This window comes from Sporosarcina sp. BI001-red (assembly GCF_003384035.1).
GTDB lineage: Bacteria > Bacillota > Bacilli > Bacillales_A > Planococcaceae > Sporosarcina.
This window is the reverse complement of sequence record NZ_QQAK01000010.1, coordinates 205,183-221,794: the sequence shown is the minus strand read 5'-3', so window position 1 is coordinate 221,794 and position 16,612 is coordinate 205,183. Positions and strand designations below refer to the sequence as shown.

Below are 16,612 nucleotides of genomic sequence, written 5' to 3'. Positions count from 1 at the left end.
ATTCGATTGTTGCCTTTTCTGTGAGCACACAACAAAAAGCCTACGATGCAAGGATGCACGCAGGCTCAAAATTAAATAGCTATGAGTTCGAACGAATCAATTGATGGAGCAGCCCCCCTCAAGTCGCGGTTACCGATCGCCGTTTTATAGATGGCGTTTTACCTATAACTTTTTCATCTATTGGAGCTAGTAATTCTTCGATGACCTGTATAATCTCTTCATCGGTTTGGAATGCCAATTCGGCTGCATATGAATCCATAGCTTTACGCCAAGTTTTCATCCGTTGCTTATCAGATAATGACTCCCTCAACTGATCACCTAGTGGTTGACCTGGTACTAGTTGCGTGACCAGTCCTTTTGGTATCAGTGTTTCTAAGTTCATCTCTTCCTGACCAGGCAATGCGGAGTGGATGAACATCGGTATCCTCTTGCGAAGCGCTTCGCTCACTGTGACTCCACCCGGTTTCGTGACGAGGGCATCCGCAGCTTCATACAGATCATTCATCTCTTCTCGTGAAAATACGTATCCTAATGGTGTGATATGAGGGAGCTTCCAGGATTCGATTTTACGATACAACCGGTCGTTATGGCCGCACAATACAACGAATTGAAAATCCTTTACATATTCAAGTTCTTGGAACATTTGGGACGGGCACCCTAACCCGCTATTTCCACCTGCTAGAAGAATGACGGGTTTACGATGTTTCTGGTGACTTGAAGAATCGCTGTCAGGACGTCTGATTTTCCGGTGAACCGGGATTCCCGTGACAATCAGCTGTCCAGGTACGTTCGGATCATTCGACAACTGATCCTTCGATTCCAGAGTCGGCAGGAAATGTGCATCAATTCCACGATGTCCCCAGTAATCATGTACGAAAAAGTCTGTGTAGACATTCACTACGGGTACATGGCATTGGCCGGAAAGTTTTAATTTACTGAGCATGCAGGAAGGCAGACTGTGCGTACAGAAAATGAGATCGGGCTGCTCTTCTTTCAATATTCTTTTCAATTTATGCAAAAACAACGGTTGATGCCAAATATACTGTTCGTCCAGAGGTTGTTGGCCGAAATAGAGTTTTTTATAGGTTTTGCTATACAAACGAGGTGCTAGTTTAATCCATTGCATATAGCCTGTTGTAATGACTCGTTCCAGCAACTTATTCGTTTCCGACAGTAGGTCAATTTTTTTCACTTCAGCGTCAGGATACCGCTGCTGAACCAAATCCATTAGTGCTTCCGCCGCCTGATGATGTCCTGATTGCATTTGCAAATGCGGAAAAAACAAGATCTTCTTCATCTTTCGCACCTCCCAAGTACACGTTTTTCAGTCTTCTACTGTTTTCTTCGACTTGACTTTTTTCAAGAGGAACCAGCCTAACATGACCACTAAGAAAAACACACCTACGAGGGGAGCGTAACTTGGATTGACATGGAACGAACGGCCTAGCACAAAACCTGCAATCAGAAAAGGCATCACCCAAAGGAGTGTTCCAAAGAGAGCTAGCCCGATGAACTGATAGAAAGGCATGGCTGTCAATCCTGCAAAGTATGGACTAATCTGCCGGATTCCCGGCATGTAAAACCCTAATACGACTGTTCGTTTACGTCTCCGTTTAAACGATTGCTCCGCGCGCTCCCAACGCTCCTTCGTTAGACCGATGAATTTCCCCACTTTATGCAACAAGGGGTATCCGATGAATCGACCTCCCGCGTAAGCGGTCAACATGCCCGTGAATGCACCTGAGACGGCAGCCATAGCAGAAGGTACCAAATGGAGCTGATGTTGCGCAATCAGAACTCCAATCAAAAAAATAAGTGATTCTTCCGGTGAAGGAATCCCAACGATCCCAAAGAACAATAGAATAAAAATGACGATATTGCCATACTGAACGAGATAGTTTGTCAGCACTTCAATGGACATGACCTGGCTCCCGACTACATATCATCAGCTCATCCGGTGTTATGAACTTGAGTTCTTTTTCAGTTGCTTCCTGTATAAAAGATTCCAGTACGCGAAGCATATGTGCAGGGGCTTCATCATCCGCCCCAGGGTTGCTCCCGTCGTCGTGCAACACTACGATTGAACCATCTGGCGGAATAGCTCGTAACCTTTCAGACAGTGTTTCATCGCAAGTTCGGATCTTCCAATCTCCTAAAATGTGCGTCCACATGATCGGGATGAATGGACGGGAGACAGTCAAGGTCGCTAGATTGAAACGTCCCCAAGGAGGACGATAAAAAGTAGGTTCGCTTCCCGTAATCTTTTTAATCACGTTGGCTGTATATTGGATTTGTTGGTGGGTTTGTTTAGGAGTGAGTCGCCACGTGGAAACGTGTTCATAGTGATGGATGCCGACGGAGTGGCCTTCAGCATACATTCTTTGGATGATTTCTGGATATCGTTCAGCATGCTTCCCAACAACGAAAAAGACTGCTCGGATATGATAACGTGCTAACAAATCGAGTAATTTCGGTGTGTAAAGTGGATTCGGGCCGTCATCGAATGTTAACGCGATTCCTTTTCCACCACGTACTTTTTTTCGAATTCCAAAACTCGTTACACGTATAAATAGCGTTGTGACATAAGTGTATAAGCTATATAGCAGCATGGCTGAAGCAATGAAAGTCAGTCCCCATTTCTTCATCCCTACTCCTCCTCTCACATTTCTTGAACCGATGTTTATCCATTCTTATGGAAGTTGGACATCCCTATTATGACAAATTTTTCATTTGAAGTATATAGGGAATTCATGAAGGATTTCTTAAGATTACAAATTGCGCATAAATCGTCTATCTACTTATATGGAAAAACCGTGCATAACGTTCATGCACGGTTTCTTTTTATGATTCCTATTTGGGTAATGGCATTTTTTATGATTCGATTTCACGTCTCCGTGCCTTGTTCAAACCACAGTTGGAGTTCCATCTGGTGTGAAAGTTATTCCGCAAACAAAGGGATCATCTGCTGTGTATGAACATCAACTAATCCAAGGTCTGTGATGCGGATATTAGGGATAACTGTGAGTGTCAGTGATGATAGTGCCATTGATGGCGAGCGACGTCCCACTTGCACTCCCATAGCACGCGCTACCTCATTGAACTGTTCAACTTTTGGACCAAGTTCTTCGATTGGTTCAGCTGCCATCAGCCCTGCGATTGGTAACTCAACTTGTGCTTGTATGACCCCATCTTTAATCAAACACAAACCGCCACCTGAACTAGCTAAGGCTTGAGAAGCCGCAAACATATCAGCGGGGTTTGTCCCGACGGATACGAGATTGTGACTATCGTGCGCGACAGTTGTTGCATAGGCTCCTTCACGTAAGCCTGCATTTTTCAGGATACCTACGAACGGCTTACGACCTTGTCCATGGCGTCCTGTAACGGATGCGAACAGATACCCTTCCGGTAACTCGGAAATCACACCATTTGTAACGTCCAGTTCCACTGTCCCTTGTTCAGTTGTGCCAATCTTCGTCATTTCCATCGTTGTTGCTGTGACTTTACCGTTCTCAATCGGTGCTTTGAGAACAAAATCAGTCATATGGAGTTCTGGTAACTTGACAGTATTCTTCGTCAATGGAGGCACTGCACTTTCGACCGTTTCAAGAAGCTCGCCAGATTTCACAACCATCCGACCGTCTGCCCAAACGTCTTCCACTTTCATGGATTCGAGTGACTCTACTAATGAGAAGTCTGCAATGTAGCCCGGTGCGATGGCGCCACGGTCATGTAGTCCAAAGCGTTGTGCACCATGTAATGTAGCAAAGCGAATTGCAAGTGGTGCTGGAATTCCTTCTTCGATACAACGACGGACAACACGGTTCAGCTGACCATTATGCAGCATATCATTCGGTTCTACGTCATCTGTACACATCGCGATATTGGTTGCATAGGGCAACTGTTGCCATGCTTGAGCGGCGATATCCGCAAACTGGCTGACACTCGATTCACGAATGTAGATGAGCATTCCCGCACGCAATTTCTCAACGATTTCCTCAACTGTACGACTTTCATGATCGGAATTTACACCTGCTGCTAAATACGCAGCAAGATCACGTCCGCCTGCACGTGGCAAATGCCCCTCATTCAACACGCCTGCATCGAGACCAGTTTGGACGATTCCCGCCATACGCTCATTTTGTTGAATGACGCCAATATAATCCATGATTTCTGCAATCCCGACAACATCCGGTAATTTCAGTAGTTCTGCGACTTCAGCTGGTCCAAATTCAGCTCCAGCTGTCTCCACGCCTGGTACAGCAGGCACACACGAAGGTATTGTCGTCAAGATTTGAACAGGTAACCCACGACTCGCTTCCACCATATACTGAACCCCTTCAGCTCCTAGCACATTCCCAATTTCATGAGGGTCGATGACCGCAACGGTCGTTCCTCGTTGAATTAATGCTCTAGCAAACATATCTGGTGTAACCATTGTACTTTCAATATGAACGTGACAGTCGATTAGCCCAGGAATCGCGTACTTTCCACGACCGTCCACGATAACTTCCCCTTCAAGTTTGAAATCGGGTTGTCCATCTTCGTAGCGCGCAATCGCACTGAATCGGTTTTCTTTAATCCCAATATCCGCTTGATAAACTTCCGCCGTAAATACGTTGACGAGCTGAACGCCTTCGATCACCGTATCCATTTTGACATCTCCACGTGCAGCTGCTGTAATTTGTTCGCGAGTAAACATATATTTTATCCCCTATCTAAAGTTAGTTTGCAATTGTAATGAAGTATAAAATGAGCGGTACAGTGAGTACATAAAGCCCAGGGTGAATCTCTTTGTGACGCCCGGAAAGTGCTTTGACGAGAACATAGATAATGATTCCCGCTGCGATTCCGTTACCAAAGTTGAAGGTGAAAATCGTAATGACGATTGTCATGAATGCTGGAAGGGATTCCGTGACATCCTCAAAATTAATATTGCGGACTGCTGACAGCATTGTCAATCCTACTAATATCAATGCAGGTGCGGTTGCTTCTTTCGGGATAATCATTATTAACGGCGTAATGAAGATCGTCAACAAAAACAGAAGTCCTGTAGTGACGGCAGTCAGTCCAGTACGTCCACCGGCTTCAACACCGGCTGCTGACTCTACATACGTTGTCATCACTGGAACTGAAAATAATGATCCTAGCGCTGTTCCACCTGCATCGACGAGAAATGGCTTATCGATATTCGGCAAGTCACCGTTTTTGTCCAACATATTCCCTTTACTTCCGACACCTAGCATCGTTCCAAGGCTTGAGAAAAAGTCAGGAATGAAAAACGCCAGCAAGAACGGGAAATACTCCAATTTCACAGCATCCAATATATTCAGTTTGAAGGCAACCGGTGCAATACTTTCCGGCATGGAAAAAACAGAAGTCGGAAGTTTTGTAATGCCCATCGGAATTCCAATGATTGTTACTAATACAATTCCAATCAGTAAATGGCCACGGACTTTACGTGCCAATAATACTGCCATGATGAAAAATCCAATCAAGGCAAGAATTGCATTCGGTGAGCTTAAATCCCCTAGTTGTAGTGAGTTCGATTTTTCACTCGCTTCTACTAGACCCGCACTACGGAATCCAATCAGTGCAATGAACAACCCTACGCCTGCACCAATGGAAAGCTTGATAGCCGGTGGCATGAGCCGGACAATCAGTTTTCTAAGTCCCAAAATGGTAAATAGAACGAATAGAACCCCTGAGATGAACACCATCCCCATACCTGTCTGCCAAGGAATTCCTTCTGCAAGGACAAGTGTGACTGATAGAAAGGCAACAGATCCAAGACCTGGTGCGAGTGCAAACGGCCGGTTGCTGTATAGCCCCATAATAATGGTAATAACTCCTGTCATCAAAATAACAGCGACCGTTGCAGGGCCTTTCGGCAATCCCGCGTTTTCCAACATGCCCGGAACAACAATCAGAACATAGAGCATCGTCATGAAAACAGTAAGACCCGCAGCCATTTCCGTTCGAGGTGTGGTACCGAATTCCTTTAGTTTAAAAAGTTTCTCCGTTATGCTCTTTGCATTCATCTGCAATCCTCCTATAATTTTAACATTAGAATAAAGTTCAACAGGTAACTCGAACCACCGCATACGTATGCAACAACAAAGGTCCGGTTTGCAAAAACTATTGCAAACCGGACCTACGAAAGTCAAAGGGTGCATGTATACCTTCATTTCATGCTAAAAAGCACAAAGAACGACAAGGTATGCGCACTATTCTTCAACTCGTAGTCCGGTTCTTTCAATGGGAACCTGGTAGAGACGCTCAGACCCTATTACTGAGCATATACGAGAATATATTCATTTCTTATACTTCGTCAGTATACATAGATTGCTATTCAATCACAAGTGTTTTTATGAACAATAGTTATTATTTATCACTCATTGTTCGTCTTTAAGCTATTTAACATCAGGATAGACATCACTTTTATACTATTTACCTGCTTTCAATACAATTTCATCCTATTTCCGATTTCATTGAATACTAAAAAGAGCAACCCTTCGCCTCTGAAGGATTGCTCTTTTTCGATTTCCTATCACTCACTCTCCAGCATCTTTTGCAACAATGCATCGATCGCTGGTGGACGATATCGGTTTTTCACGTAGGCGAGGTACACGGTCCGTTCGAGGCTTGGACTATCTAGTTCTTGAATCGCTAGATGGTCGGGCACGACTTCCCCAATATAATTTCTCGGGATAATTGAAATTCCAATCCCCGCTTCGACTAAAGTCAAAATGGTTTCAAAGCGATCTGCCTCATAGCAACTATTCATGGCGATACCCGCTTTTTCAAATGCTTCTGTAATATTTGTACGTGTTTGAAAACCTTTACTTGTGATGATAAATGGTTCCTTTGCAATCTCGTGAAATTGAACATTTGCTCGAGTTGCTAAAGGGTGCTGGGAGTTCATGACAAGAACCAGTTTCTCTGTATACAAAGGGACAGTTATAATATCCGGTTCGTCGATGAATTCGTTTGTCAAACAAATATGCACAGCATAATCCCGAAGCGCATGCTCAATGTCATTACGTCCAAGCACTTCTTTTAGGACCACGTGCATATCCGGGTATCCCTGTCTGTACCAGCTCAGAACGTTAGGTATCCAGTTTTTCACTGACTCAATCATACCAAGTCGGACTTCCCCGCTGCCCGCCACTTTCACTTCGTTCACTTCTTTTTCAAAAATATTCATTTCAGATAAGATATGCAGGGCACGCTCGTAAAACACTCGCCCAGATTCCGTTAGGTCTACACGTTTCGTTGTCCGTTCAAGTAACTGGAAGCCGATTTGCTCTTCCAGCGTTCGGATTGCTTTACTGAGTGAAGGTTGAGACAAATGCAGCTTAATAGCAGCGCCTGAAAAACCACCTTCTTTGACGACAGCGACAAAGTAACGGAGCTGTTTAATGTCCATTGTTCTCATCTCCTTCTTTCGATCTATTATAACCAAAATGCATAAGTAAATGAATTTTAGTTATTTGAATTAATAAATGACACCTCGTATAATGAAGCGTATTGCACGTAACTTTGAAAGGGTGACTCTTATGATCAACGCAACGAAACCAGATGTCTGGAGCGGCCGAATTGACGATGTTACCAATCGAGCAGCGTTTCGTCTCCATCAAGTGATGCAGCTGAACACTCCGAAAGAAAGCGCTACCAGCCCTACTTGTGCGTTGATCGGGTTTTCATCTGATGAAGGAGTTCGACGAAATAACGGTCGCACGGGCGCTGCTAATGGACCTGATTCACTTCGCAGTGAACTTGCGAAACTTCCATGGCGACAACCAGCCGACCATCTTATAGAAGATTTAGGAAATGTCATTTGCGAAAATGGGAAATTAGAGGATGCACAGCGTGAACTCGGTCAAACTGTGTGCCAGAGCTTAACCGCTAACAAAATCCCTGTAATTCTCGGGGGTGGTCATGAAACCGCTTTCGGTCATTACTTGGGTGTACGGGAATTCGTAGGACCGGATGCAAAAATTGGTGTCATTAACATCGATGCCCATTTCGACTTGCGGAGTTATGACGAACAAACGTCTTCTGGTACTATGTTTAAACAAATTCTTGACATGAATGCGAACACTACTTATTACGTCTTAGGAATTCAAGAGTTCGGCAACACACAACTATTATTTGACGAAGCGGATCGTCTTGGCGTTCACTATATTACAGAACGTCAGTTAGAAGAGATGCCTGTTGAACACATCTATACTCAACTTTATCAATTTATCGCAACACAAGATTATATTATGCTTACGCTTTGTTCCGATGTATTGGATGCGGCTATTGCACCTGGTGTCAGTGCACCATCCCCTTTTGGACTCTCTGCGAAGCAAGTACGGGAACTCATCCGTATGGTTGCATCTGCACAGAAAATGCTTTCATTTGACATCTCAGAAATCAATCCTTTACTCGACGAGGGAGGGCGTACGGTTAAACTCGGTGCTTACTTGACGAATGAAGCGATTGTCTCACTGCTTGGAGGTACACAGAATGACGATTGAATTGAATCAAGTAACAACGCTATTCCTCGCGATGGCGCTGTTTTTATTAGGTAACTTCCTTGTGCGCAAGATTGGAATTTTCCAGAAGTTTTGCATTCCTGCACCCGTTGTAGGTGGATTGCTATTTGCGATTCTCGCAACGATTTTGAAAGCAACAGGACTTGTTAGTTTTAATCTTGACACATCCCTACAAAACTTATTCATGCTGACATTTTTCGCAACCGTCGGCCTTGGCGCGAGCTTTGCCCTCATTAAATTGGGTGGTAAACTACTAATTATCTACTGGGTCGCGTGTGGGTTCCTCGCGATTATGCAAAACGTCATCGGTGTGTCCATGTCGTACTTGTTTAATATCCATCCCCTTATCGGAATGATGGCAGGAGCCGTTTCCATGGAAGGCGGACATGGCGGTGCGACTGCTTATGGAACGACTGTGGAAGCAATGGGAATCGATTCCGCGTTCTCTATCGGAATTGCCGCCGCAACATTTGGATTGATTGCAGGTGGCTTGGTCGGCGGACCGCTCGTTAAATATTTGATCAAAAAACACGACTTAAAATCCACTGAAGTCGAAGAATCACACGAATACGTTGCAGAAGCACATGATCCTGCAATCAATGTCGATAATTTCACAATGCAAGCGTTCCTTATTGTCGCTTCAATGGCAGGCGGTTCATTGCTAGGTGATGTGTTTACGCGAGTTACAAGTACCTTTATGGAAAACCCTATTGTCTTGCCTAACTACGTAGGCGCGATGTTTGTTGCAGTTGTCATTCGTAATGTTGTCGATCGCATTAACGGGAATATTGTCCACATGCGTAGCATTACTCTCATCGGCGACGTTGCTCTGGGCATCTTCCTGTCCATGGCACTTATGAGCATAAAGCTTTGGGAAGTCGCTGGACTCGCACTACCGTTACTTGTCATTGTCTTTGTACAAGTTGTATTCCTTGTCCTATTTGCGATTTTTGTTCTGTTCCGCATCCTTGGCAAAAACTATGATGCAGCAGTCATGTGTGCAGGTTTTGCAGGACACGGACTGGGTGCCACTCCAAATGCGATGGCCAATATGGCTGCTGTAACCGCACGTTACGGCCCATCACGTACAGCGTATTTAATCGTCCCGATTGTCGGTGCGTTCCTAATTGACGTTGTTTCGATGCCGATCATCATTACGACAATCAATATCTTTAGTTAACATGCGAAACCGGCTCTTAGTAGCCGGTTTTTTGTTTGCTCACTATGCAAATTTCTGTCGTTCCTCTAATAACTGCGTCATAATAAAGCTATAACCTGCATATCCAGGAGGAATTCATCATGACTAACATGTACGAAAACCGGCGCCATGCGCTACGCACTCATCTTCAAGACCAATCACTTACTGCAGTGCTCGTAACGGACCCAGCGAACGTATTCTATTTCACTGGATTCAACTCAGATCCACACGAGCGTTTCTTAGGTCTATATATAGAAGCTATGGATGGAAAAACCATCCTATTCACCCCGGCTCTCGACAAAGATGCAGCGGCAGAGAGCTCAGATATCAAAACGATTGTCTCAATTTCAGATGAACAACTTCCGTTCGAAGTCATCCGTTCAACTGTAGGAGAACTTTCTGGCAGTGTGGGAATTGAAGCGAAAGCATTCAGCTATTTCCGTTACAACGAACTCCTCACTGCATTCCCTACTGCAGAAGTAGCTGATGTCCAATCGTTCATCAATAAATTACGTAAACGTAAAACACGTGAAGAAATTGCCGCATTGAAAAAGCCAATTGAAATAATCGAGCGCGTTCTTGAAGAAGGCATCAAGCTAGTAAAAGTTGGCATGACTGAATCCGAATTGACAGCTGAGCTTGAATACTTAATGCGTAAATTCGGTGCAGATGGTCCATCGTTCTCATCGATTGTCTTGTCCGGTGAAAAAGCTGCATTACCGCACGGTGAACCAGGCGAGCGCAAACTGCAAATCGGGGATTATTTGCTAATCGACTTCGGAGTCGCAAAAGACGGCTACATGTCCGATACAACGCGGACATTCATAATAGGAGAAGCATCCGATCGCCAGCGCCTCATTTACGATACCGTGCTTGCATCGAACCAGGCAGGTATCCATGCCGTTCAAGCTGGTAACCCTGTGAAAACATTCGACATCGCTGCACGCAGTGTCATTCAAGAAGCTGGTTTCGGTGAGTATTTCAATAATCGTGTCGGCCATGGCCTCGGTATCGAAGTGCACGAAGAGCCTTCCATTCACATGAAAAACGATGACATTGCAGAACCCGGTCTTGTGTTCACAATCGAGCCAGGCATCTACATCCCTGGTGAAGGCGGCGTCCGCATCGAAGATACTGTCTATATCAATGAAGACGGTGAAGTGGAAGTGCTTTCCACTTTCCCACGCGAACTAAGAATCTTAGGGTAATAAAAAATTTGAAGTGTCGCTAGCATCCTGTCTACTACAGGATGCTAGCGACTTTTTTGTGCTATTGACCTCTTTTCATGATGGGATAGCCCGTCCCTCAACAAGCGAAGCGCTACCAATTAATTCCTTAACGAGGTTGAATTGTGTCCCGTTATCGAGAAATTTCGCTATGTGTCGGAGAAATTCACCGGTGTGATGGAGAAACCCTCTTAAGTGTCAAAGAACACACTCCGGTTGTCGGACAATTACTACGAACTGTCGGAGAACATAGCATGCCTAGCTCTCAGCCATAGCCCGTCCCTCAACTAGCGAAGCGCTACCAATTAATCCCTTAACGAAGTTGAATTGTGTCCCGTTATCGAGAAACTTCGCTATGTGTCGGAGAAATTAACCGGTGTGATGGAGAAACCCTCTTAAGTGTCAAAGAACACACTCTGGTTGTCGGACAATCACTACGAACTGTCGGAGAACACAGCATGCCTAGCTCTCAGCAACATAGCCCGTCCCTCAACAAGCGAAGCGCTACCAATTAATCCCTTAACGAGGTTGAATTGTGTCCCGTTATCGAGAAACTTCGCTATGTGTCGGAGAAATTAACCGGTGTGATGGAGAAACCCTCTTAAGTGTCAAAGAACACACTCCGGTAGTCGGACAATTACTACGAACTGTCGGAGAACACAGCATGCCTAGCTCTCAGCACCATAGCCCGTCCCTCAACAAGCGAAGCGCTACCAATTAATCCCTTAACGAGGTTGAATGGTATCTCGTTGCCGATTGATTCTTTCATATTGCCAACTCATTCTCACCATACACTCCTTAAAAATGCGATGATTCCACGAAACAGCCACTGAAACGGTGCAAAGACGACCTCGGGAAATACAAAGAACAAATCTGACAAGCAACCCCTCTCTTCTTTCTTCTTATTGCGCTTCGCTTGTTTTCCATTCACAAGACGACACCTCTTCCATTTTCAATTCCTAGTATCTTCCACACATCCCCTTGTAATCCTTCCAAGTACATAAAAAAACGCCCCGCCATAGCGGAGCGCATTCAGTCTTATTGTTTCGTTTTATTTGCAACTTCAATTGCACGGTTTGTTTCTTCAGCGGCTTGATCCAATGCTTCTGCCGGATCCTTTCCTTGATACATATCTTCAAGTGCCGTCACAATTTGTTGACGCGATTCCGGGAACACCGAGATGAGGGCTCCTTGAGTTGCATAGCCTGGCACTGTGTCTTGAAGCTGATCTACCGTCACTTTATATTGAGGGAACTCCGCCCACTTCTCTTTCACGTTTTCTTCGTCATATGCTTTCGGATTGATTGCAAAGTAGCCAGTATCCAAATGCCACTTCGCCTGTACTTCAGGCGTTGTTAAGTATTGCATGAATTCCCAAGCAGCGTCTTGTTCCTCTTCCGCAATACCTTTTGACATCCAAAGTGATGCTCCACCAATGACGACACCATTGCGCTTCACTTCATCCGCGTATGGAATGTATGCCACTCCGACTTCAAATGGAGCAGTTTCAATTGCTCCTGCAACACCTGCTGATGAATCCAGATACATCGCTACTTTTTTAGAAGCAAATGCCGCACGGATATCGTCCCAGTTTGTTCCGAAGTTACCGAAGGTTTCTGCTTTATTCATTGTATTAAGTGTTTCAAATACACGTCGTCCTTCGTCATTATTGAACGTAGCTTCTGTTGCATCTCCAGTACGACCGTTGTTCTCGTTCACATAGTCGCCACCTTGTGTAGCGAGTAATTGCTCAAAGAACCAACCGTACGTTAGCATTGAGAATCCGTACATTTCCCCTTTTTTCAGCTTTGCAGCTGCATCGATGACTTCTGAAAAGGTTTCTGGAGCTTTTTCAGGATCGAGTCCAGCTTCTTTAAATGCTTCTTTATTATAGATCATCACTGGTGTGGAAGAGTTAAAAGGCATAGAGTACAACTCGCCATCCACTTTGTAGTAGTTCAAGATATTTTGTTCAAGCTCATCTGCGTTAAAATCATTCTTGTCGATAAACTTCTGGATCGGTTCAATATAGCCACTATCGATCATATATTTCGTACCAATTTCAAAGACTTGTGTAATGGCAGGAGCGTCTTTCGTTCCACCGACACTTCTTAGCTTTGTCAGTGACTCTTCATACGTTCCCTGAAATTCTGCTTTCACTTCGTATTTATCTTGCGACTCGTTGAAGTTTGCAACGATTTCATCCAACGAAGTTTGCCCTGTTCCGGACATCGCGTGCCAAAATTCGATCGACACTTTCCCATCCTCAGTCTTCGTTGCCTCGCCTTTCGTGTCTTCTCCTTCTCCCTTAGTTCCTTCTTCTTTCGTGCTTGAATCACTATTCGTACATGCTGCAAGTACCGCCAAACTAATAATCGTTAGAAATAATAACATAAGCTTCACAGTTTTTCTCATATTCCTCTGCACCCCATCTCAAAGTTTTTCATCTATTTCGTTGGCTAAAAAACGGTGTTGATTTACACTTCAGACGGACGCTTTCCGCGGGCTCGATCTCAGCCAATCGAACCACGAAGAGTTCGATTGGCCGTATTTCTGCGTTCTTTGCAGAAATTAAGGCAGCAGTCTACTGCGGGGTCTTCGATCTTCGCTGATTCCGCAGGAAAAGTCGTTACGTAGAACGACTTTTGCGAACAAAAGCGAAGCGTTGAGAGCACTTAACTCGCCGTCTTCCGCTTCAATCAACGGAGAATATTTGAAGTTGCAAATTCATTTATACAACACCATCACTTCAACGCCCCTTGCGACAAGCCTTTCTGAAGTTGCTTCTGTCCGATAAATAAAAGCAATAACGTCGGAATGATGACGACGATGACTCCAGCCATGACCACCCCCCAATCTGTTGACATCTCCTGGGACTGCAATTGCTTTAATCCAATTTGAACCGTTCGCACTGAACTATTGGTCGTGATGAGCAATGGCCACAAATACATATTCCATGTCGTTAGGAATCCATATGCCCCAAGCGTGACAAGACTTGTTTTCGAGACTGGCAAAATCACTTTCCAGAAGAACGCAAAACGACTGAGGCCCGCAATTTGGGAAGCTTCCTGCAACTCTTTCGGAATCGTTTTAAAATGCTGTCGCAATAAAAACGTTCCAAACGCGAGCGCGAAAAACGGCAATGACATGCCTTGATACGTATTCAACCAGTCGAGCTTTTGGATTGTAAAGAAGTTCGGGATCATCGTCGCTTCCCACGGAATCATCATCGTGGAAATGAATATGAAGAAAACGAAATCCCTTCCTTTAAACGGGATGAAAACAAACGCATAGGCTGCCAGACTACAAACGGCTAGTTGCCCAACCATCACCGTCAATGAAACAATGAAACTGTTCAATAGATATTTCACCAACGGGAGTCTATCAAACACTTTCAGATAGTTATCGAACTTGAACGATTCAGGAAAAAATTTACCTTGTAAAATTTCCGGTCCACTCATAAACGAAATCATGAATGCATACAACACAGGGAAGAACACCATGACTGATGTGACGATCAATAAAAAGTAAATCCAAACTTTCTTAAGTGTAGAGTCTCTCACTGATAATGCACCTTCTTTTCAAGAAGCTTAAATTGAAGGACAGTGACCACAAGGATGATGATGAATAAAATAACCGCTTGTGCGCTAGCTGTTCCAAATTGATAATTGATGAACGCTTCCCGATAAATCGAATAGACAATTAAGTTTGTCGATTGGGATGGTCCCCCTTTGGTCAATATATCTATTTGTCCAAAGGTTTGAAATGCATTGATAAGAGAAATCGTGATGATGAAAAACAACGTAGGCGATAACATGGGAATCGTAATGCGCCGAAGTCTATAAAAATAACCAGCCCCATCAATTCGCGAGCTTTCATACAAATGCTCATCGATGTTTTGTAATCCTCCCAGAAGGATTAGAAACGAGAAACCCGTGTTCATCCAAATCGTGGAGATTGCAATGGATACCAGCGCCCACTCCGGATCTAGTAACCATTGGATTTGTGGGAGATTGATAGCAAGTAATATTCGATTGAACAGACCAACACTTGGATGGAACAAAAACAACCAAATGACGGATGATGCTGCAACGGAAATTCCCATTGTCGACGAATACATCGTTCTGAAAAACCCAATTCCTTTGAGCTTTTCATTTGCGAGTAATGCAAAAAATAACGCAAGGATAATTCCTATTGGCACCGTGTACAGGACAAATAACCCAGTTGCCTTCATACTATTCAAAAATGCAGGTGATGTGAGTAAGTAGCTGTAGTTTTCAAAACCTACATTGACCGCTGCATTTCCATTTTGGTCGGTTAGAAAGAAACTTAAGTAGATCGTTCGGATCATTGGATAAAATAAGAATACCGAAAACAAGATGATGGACGGCAATAAATATAAAAAGCCAACACGCAAGTTTGCAGAACGTTTCCAGACTCCAGGAGCTCGAACCGTCGTCATATGCTCACCTCTTTTGCAATCGAAAGGTGCTCAAGACCTTCTGGTTTACGAATTAGCTCTCCTGTCTCTTCGTCAAATACACAGAAGTATTCTGACCCTAATAGAATCGGCACCTTGTCACCAATTGCCATGTCCCATTGTCCACTCCATTTCGCCATCCATTCCCGTTGCCCAACTTGGAAGGAGAATACAGTTTCATTACCCAGTATTTCTACATTTGTCACGTCTACTTGAATTTTATTTCCTTCTTCAGCCCCTGTTATCACTGGCTTGATGTGCTCTGGACGAATCCCTGCAAGCAACGATCTAGCAGAGCTCGCAATCGATTGCGCCTCATTCATGGAAACATGGATTGTATCCTCAATGAAAATCCCTGACTTAGAAGGTTCCATCCTTGCTGGACTGATATTCATCGGTGGTGCTCCGATAAATGAGGCAACAAAAGGATTCGCTGGGTAGTTATAGATATCAATCGGCTTTCCTACTTGCTGAATCTTACCATCATGCAAGATCATAATCCGGTCACCCATCGTCATCGCTTCCACTTGGTCGTGCGTTACATAGATCATCGTAATGCCAAGCTTACGTTGAATTCTACGAATCTCTGTCCGCATATGCGCCCGCAATTTCGCATCCAAGTTAGAAAGGGGTTCATCCATCAAACAAATTGGCGCTTCGCTCACAATCGCCCGTGCAAGTGCAACCCGCTGTCGCTGTCCCCCCGATAGTTCACGAGGCTTTCGCTTCAAATAGTCGGTTAACCCAAGCATCTCAGCGACTTCCTTTGCTCTTTCCATTTGGACTGTTTTCTTCACTTTCTTCACATCGAGTCCAAATGTAATATTTTGGCCCACTGTCAAATGGGGATACAATGCATAGTTTTGAAATACCATGGATAGATCACGCTTATCAGGAGACAAATGATTCGCACGCTTTCCGCCAATCTCCAGTACTCCTCCTGTAATCTCTTCCAGTCCCGCGATCATCCGCAGCATCGTACTTTTGCCGCACCCTGACGGACCGACTAGAACAAAAAACTCTCCGGGCTCAATCGTTACGTCGATATTTGAAATCACATCGACTTGTTTGTCATAAGACTTTGACACGTCAATCAGTTCGACTCTTTTCATCCAATCCATCCTTTCGGGTAGTCAACTCCCAGATGACCTGTCGTTCTTATCAA

At 44.4% G+C, this 16,612-nt stretch carries 14 protein-coding genes and 1 riboswitch; of the genes, 3 read left to right on the top strand and 11 right to left on the bottom strand.

Annotated features, from left to right (window positions below; all coding sequences use genetic code 11):
- Positions 1-118: 118 nt before the first annotated feature.
- The 6 genes from DVB69_RS05800 to DVB69_RS05775 form a co-directional block, all read right to left on the bottom strand.
- Complete coding sequence (locus tag DVB69_RS05800; RefSeq protein ID WP_116017519.1) at positions 119-1,297, bottom strand: MGDG synthase family glycosyltransferase; 1,179 nt, start codon at positions 1,295-1,297, stop codon at positions 119-121.
- A gap of 27 nt (positions 1,298-1,324) precedes the next feature.
- Positions 1,325-1,921, bottom strand: a complete 597-nt coding sequence (locus DVB69_RS05795; protein WP_116017517.1) for a DedA family protein — start codon at positions 1,919-1,921, stop codon at positions 1,325-1,327.
- Positions 1,911-2,645, bottom strand: a complete 735-nt coding sequence (locus DVB69_RS05790) for a polysaccharide deacetylase family protein (protein ID WP_116017515.1) — start codon at positions 2,643-2,645, stop codon at positions 1,911-1,913. Before DVB69_RS05790 ends, DVB69_RS05795 begins: the two co-directional genes overlap by 11 nt.
- A 293-nt stretch (positions 2,646-2,938) precedes the next feature.
- Positions 2,939-4,702: an adenine deaminase gene (locus tag DVB69_RS05785; protein ID WP_116017513.1), complete on the bottom strand. Its 1,764-nt coding sequence runs from the start codon at positions 4,700-4,702 to the stop codon at positions 2,939-2,941.
- A 22-nt stretch (positions 4,703-4,724) separates the two neighbouring features.
- Complete coding sequence (locus DVB69_RS05780) at positions 4,725-6,041, bottom strand: NCS2 family permease (protein ID WP_116017511.1); 1,317 nt, start codon at positions 6,039-6,041, stop codon at positions 4,725-4,727.
- 181 nt (positions 6,042-6,222) lie between these two features.
- Positions 6,223-6,326, bottom strand: a riboswitch (purine riboswitch).
- Positions 6,327-6,550: 224 nt separating this feature from the next.
- Positions 6,551-7,429 carry a LysR family transcriptional regulator gene (locus DVB69_RS05775; RefSeq protein ID WP_158541037.1) on the bottom strand — a complete coding sequence of 293 codons (879 nt, stop codon included), beginning with the start codon at positions 7,427-7,429 and terminating at the stop codon, positions 6,551-6,553.
- Between the two features lie 130 nt (positions 7,430-7,559).
- Here DVB69_RS05775 and hutG point away from each other — a divergent pair, with 130 nt between their 5' ends.
- The 3 genes from hutG (at position 7,560) to DVB69_RS05760 (ending at position 10,949) form a co-directional block, all read left to right on the top strand.
- Positions 7,560-8,525, top strand: coding sequence for a formimidoylglutamase (hutG, locus tag DVB69_RS05770; protein WP_116017507.1), 966 nt, complete (start codon positions 7,560-7,562; stop codon positions 8,523-8,525).
- Entirely contained in the window at positions 8,515-9,723 is a 1,209-nt protein-coding gene (gltS, locus tag DVB69_RS05765) for a sodium/glutamate symporter (protein ID WP_116017505.1), read from the top strand. The genes hutG and gltS overlap by 11 nt, the downstream gene beginning before the upstream one ends.
- Before the next feature lie 119 nt (positions 9,724-9,842).
- Positions 9,843-10,949, top strand: coding sequence for a M24 family metallopeptidase (locus DVB69_RS05760; RefSeq protein ID WP_116017503.1), 1,107 nt, complete (start codon positions 9,843-9,845; stop codon positions 10,947-10,949).
- An 802-nt stretch (positions 10,950-11,751) separates the two neighbouring features.
- On the opposite strand, the gene DVB69_RS17525 is transcribed toward DVB69_RS05760, so the two are convergent.
- From DVB69_RS17525 to DVB69_RS05740, 5 genes are all read right to left on the bottom strand, one after another.
- Complete coding sequence (locus DVB69_RS17525) at positions 11,752-11,898, bottom strand: hypothetical protein (RefSeq protein WP_158541036.1); 147 nt, start codon at positions 11,896-11,898, stop codon at positions 11,752-11,754.
- A gap of 107 nt (positions 11,899-12,005) precedes the next feature.
- Complete coding sequence (locus DVB69_RS05755) at positions 12,006-13,382, bottom strand: ABC transporter substrate-binding protein (protein WP_116017501.1); 1,377 nt, start codon at positions 13,380-13,382, stop codon at positions 12,006-12,008.
- A gap of 329 nt (positions 13,383-13,711) precedes the next feature.
- Positions 13,712-14,470, bottom strand: coding sequence for a carbohydrate ABC transporter permease (locus DVB69_RS05750; protein ID WP_116017993.1), 759 nt, complete (start codon positions 14,468-14,470; stop codon positions 13,712-13,714).
- 56 nt (positions 14,471-14,526) lie between these two features.
- Positions 14,527-15,429 carry a carbohydrate ABC transporter permease gene (locus DVB69_RS05745; RefSeq protein WP_116017499.1) on the bottom strand — a complete coding sequence of 301 codons (903 nt, stop codon included), beginning with the start codon at positions 15,427-15,429 and terminating at the stop codon, positions 14,527-14,529.
- The gene (locus tag DVB69_RS05740) at positions 15,426-16,559 is read right to left on the bottom strand and encodes an ABC transporter ATP-binding protein (protein WP_116017497.1); all 1,134 of its coding nucleotides are present in this window, start codon (positions 16,557-16,559) and stop codon (positions 15,426-15,428) included. Before DVB69_RS05740 ends, DVB69_RS05745 begins: the two co-directional genes overlap by 4 nt.
- Positions 16,560-16,612 lie beyond the last annotated feature (53 nt).

Coding starts and splice junctions, on each gene's coding strand:
- DVB69_RS05800 (WP_116017519.1), bottom strand. CDS start 1,297: ATGAAGAAGATCTTGTTTTTTCCGCATTTGCAAATGCAATCAGGACAT.
- DVB69_RS05795 (WP_116017517.1), bottom strand. CDS start 1,921: ATGTCCATTGAAGTGCTGACAAACTATCTCGTTCAGTATGGCAATATC.
- DVB69_RS05790 (WP_116017515.1), bottom strand. CDS start 2,645: ATGAAGAAATGGGGACTGACTTTCATTGCTTCAGCCATGCTGCTATAT.
- DVB69_RS05785 (WP_116017513.1), bottom strand. CDS start 4,702: ATGTTTACTCGCGAACAAATTACAGCAGCTGCACGTGGAGATGTCAAA.
- DVB69_RS05780 (WP_116017511.1), bottom strand. CDS start 6,041: ATGAATGCAAAGAGCATAACGGAGAAACTTTTTAAACTAAAGGAATTC.
- DVB69_RS05775 (WP_158541037.1), bottom strand. CDS start 7,429: ATGGACATTAAACAGCTCCGTTACTTTGTCGCTGTCGTCAAAGAAGGT.
- hutG (WP_116017507.1), top strand. CDS start 7,560: ATGATCAACGCAACGAAACCAGATGTCTGGAGCGGCCGAATTGACGAT.
- gltS (WP_116017505.1), top strand. CDS start 8,515: ATGACGATTGAATTGAATCAAGTAACAACGCTATTCCTCGCGATGGCG.
- DVB69_RS05760 (WP_116017503.1), top strand. CDS start 9,843: ATGACTAACATGTACGAAAACCGGCGCCATGCGCTACGCACTCATCTT.
- DVB69_RS05755 (WP_116017501.1), bottom strand. CDS start 13,382: ATGAGAAAAACTGTGAAGCTTATGTTATTATTTCTAACGATTATTAGT.
- DVB69_RS05750 (WP_116017993.1), bottom strand. CDS start 14,470: ATGGTGTTCTTCCCTGTGTTGTATGCATTCATGATTTCGTTTATGAGT.
- DVB69_RS05745 (WP_116017499.1), bottom strand. CDS start 15,429: ATGACGACGGTTCGAGCTCCTGGAGTCTGGAAACGTTCTGCAAACTTG.
- DVB69_RS05740 (WP_116017497.1), bottom strand. CDS start 16,559: ATGAAAAGAGTCGAACTGATTGACGTGTCAAAGTCTTATGACAAACAA.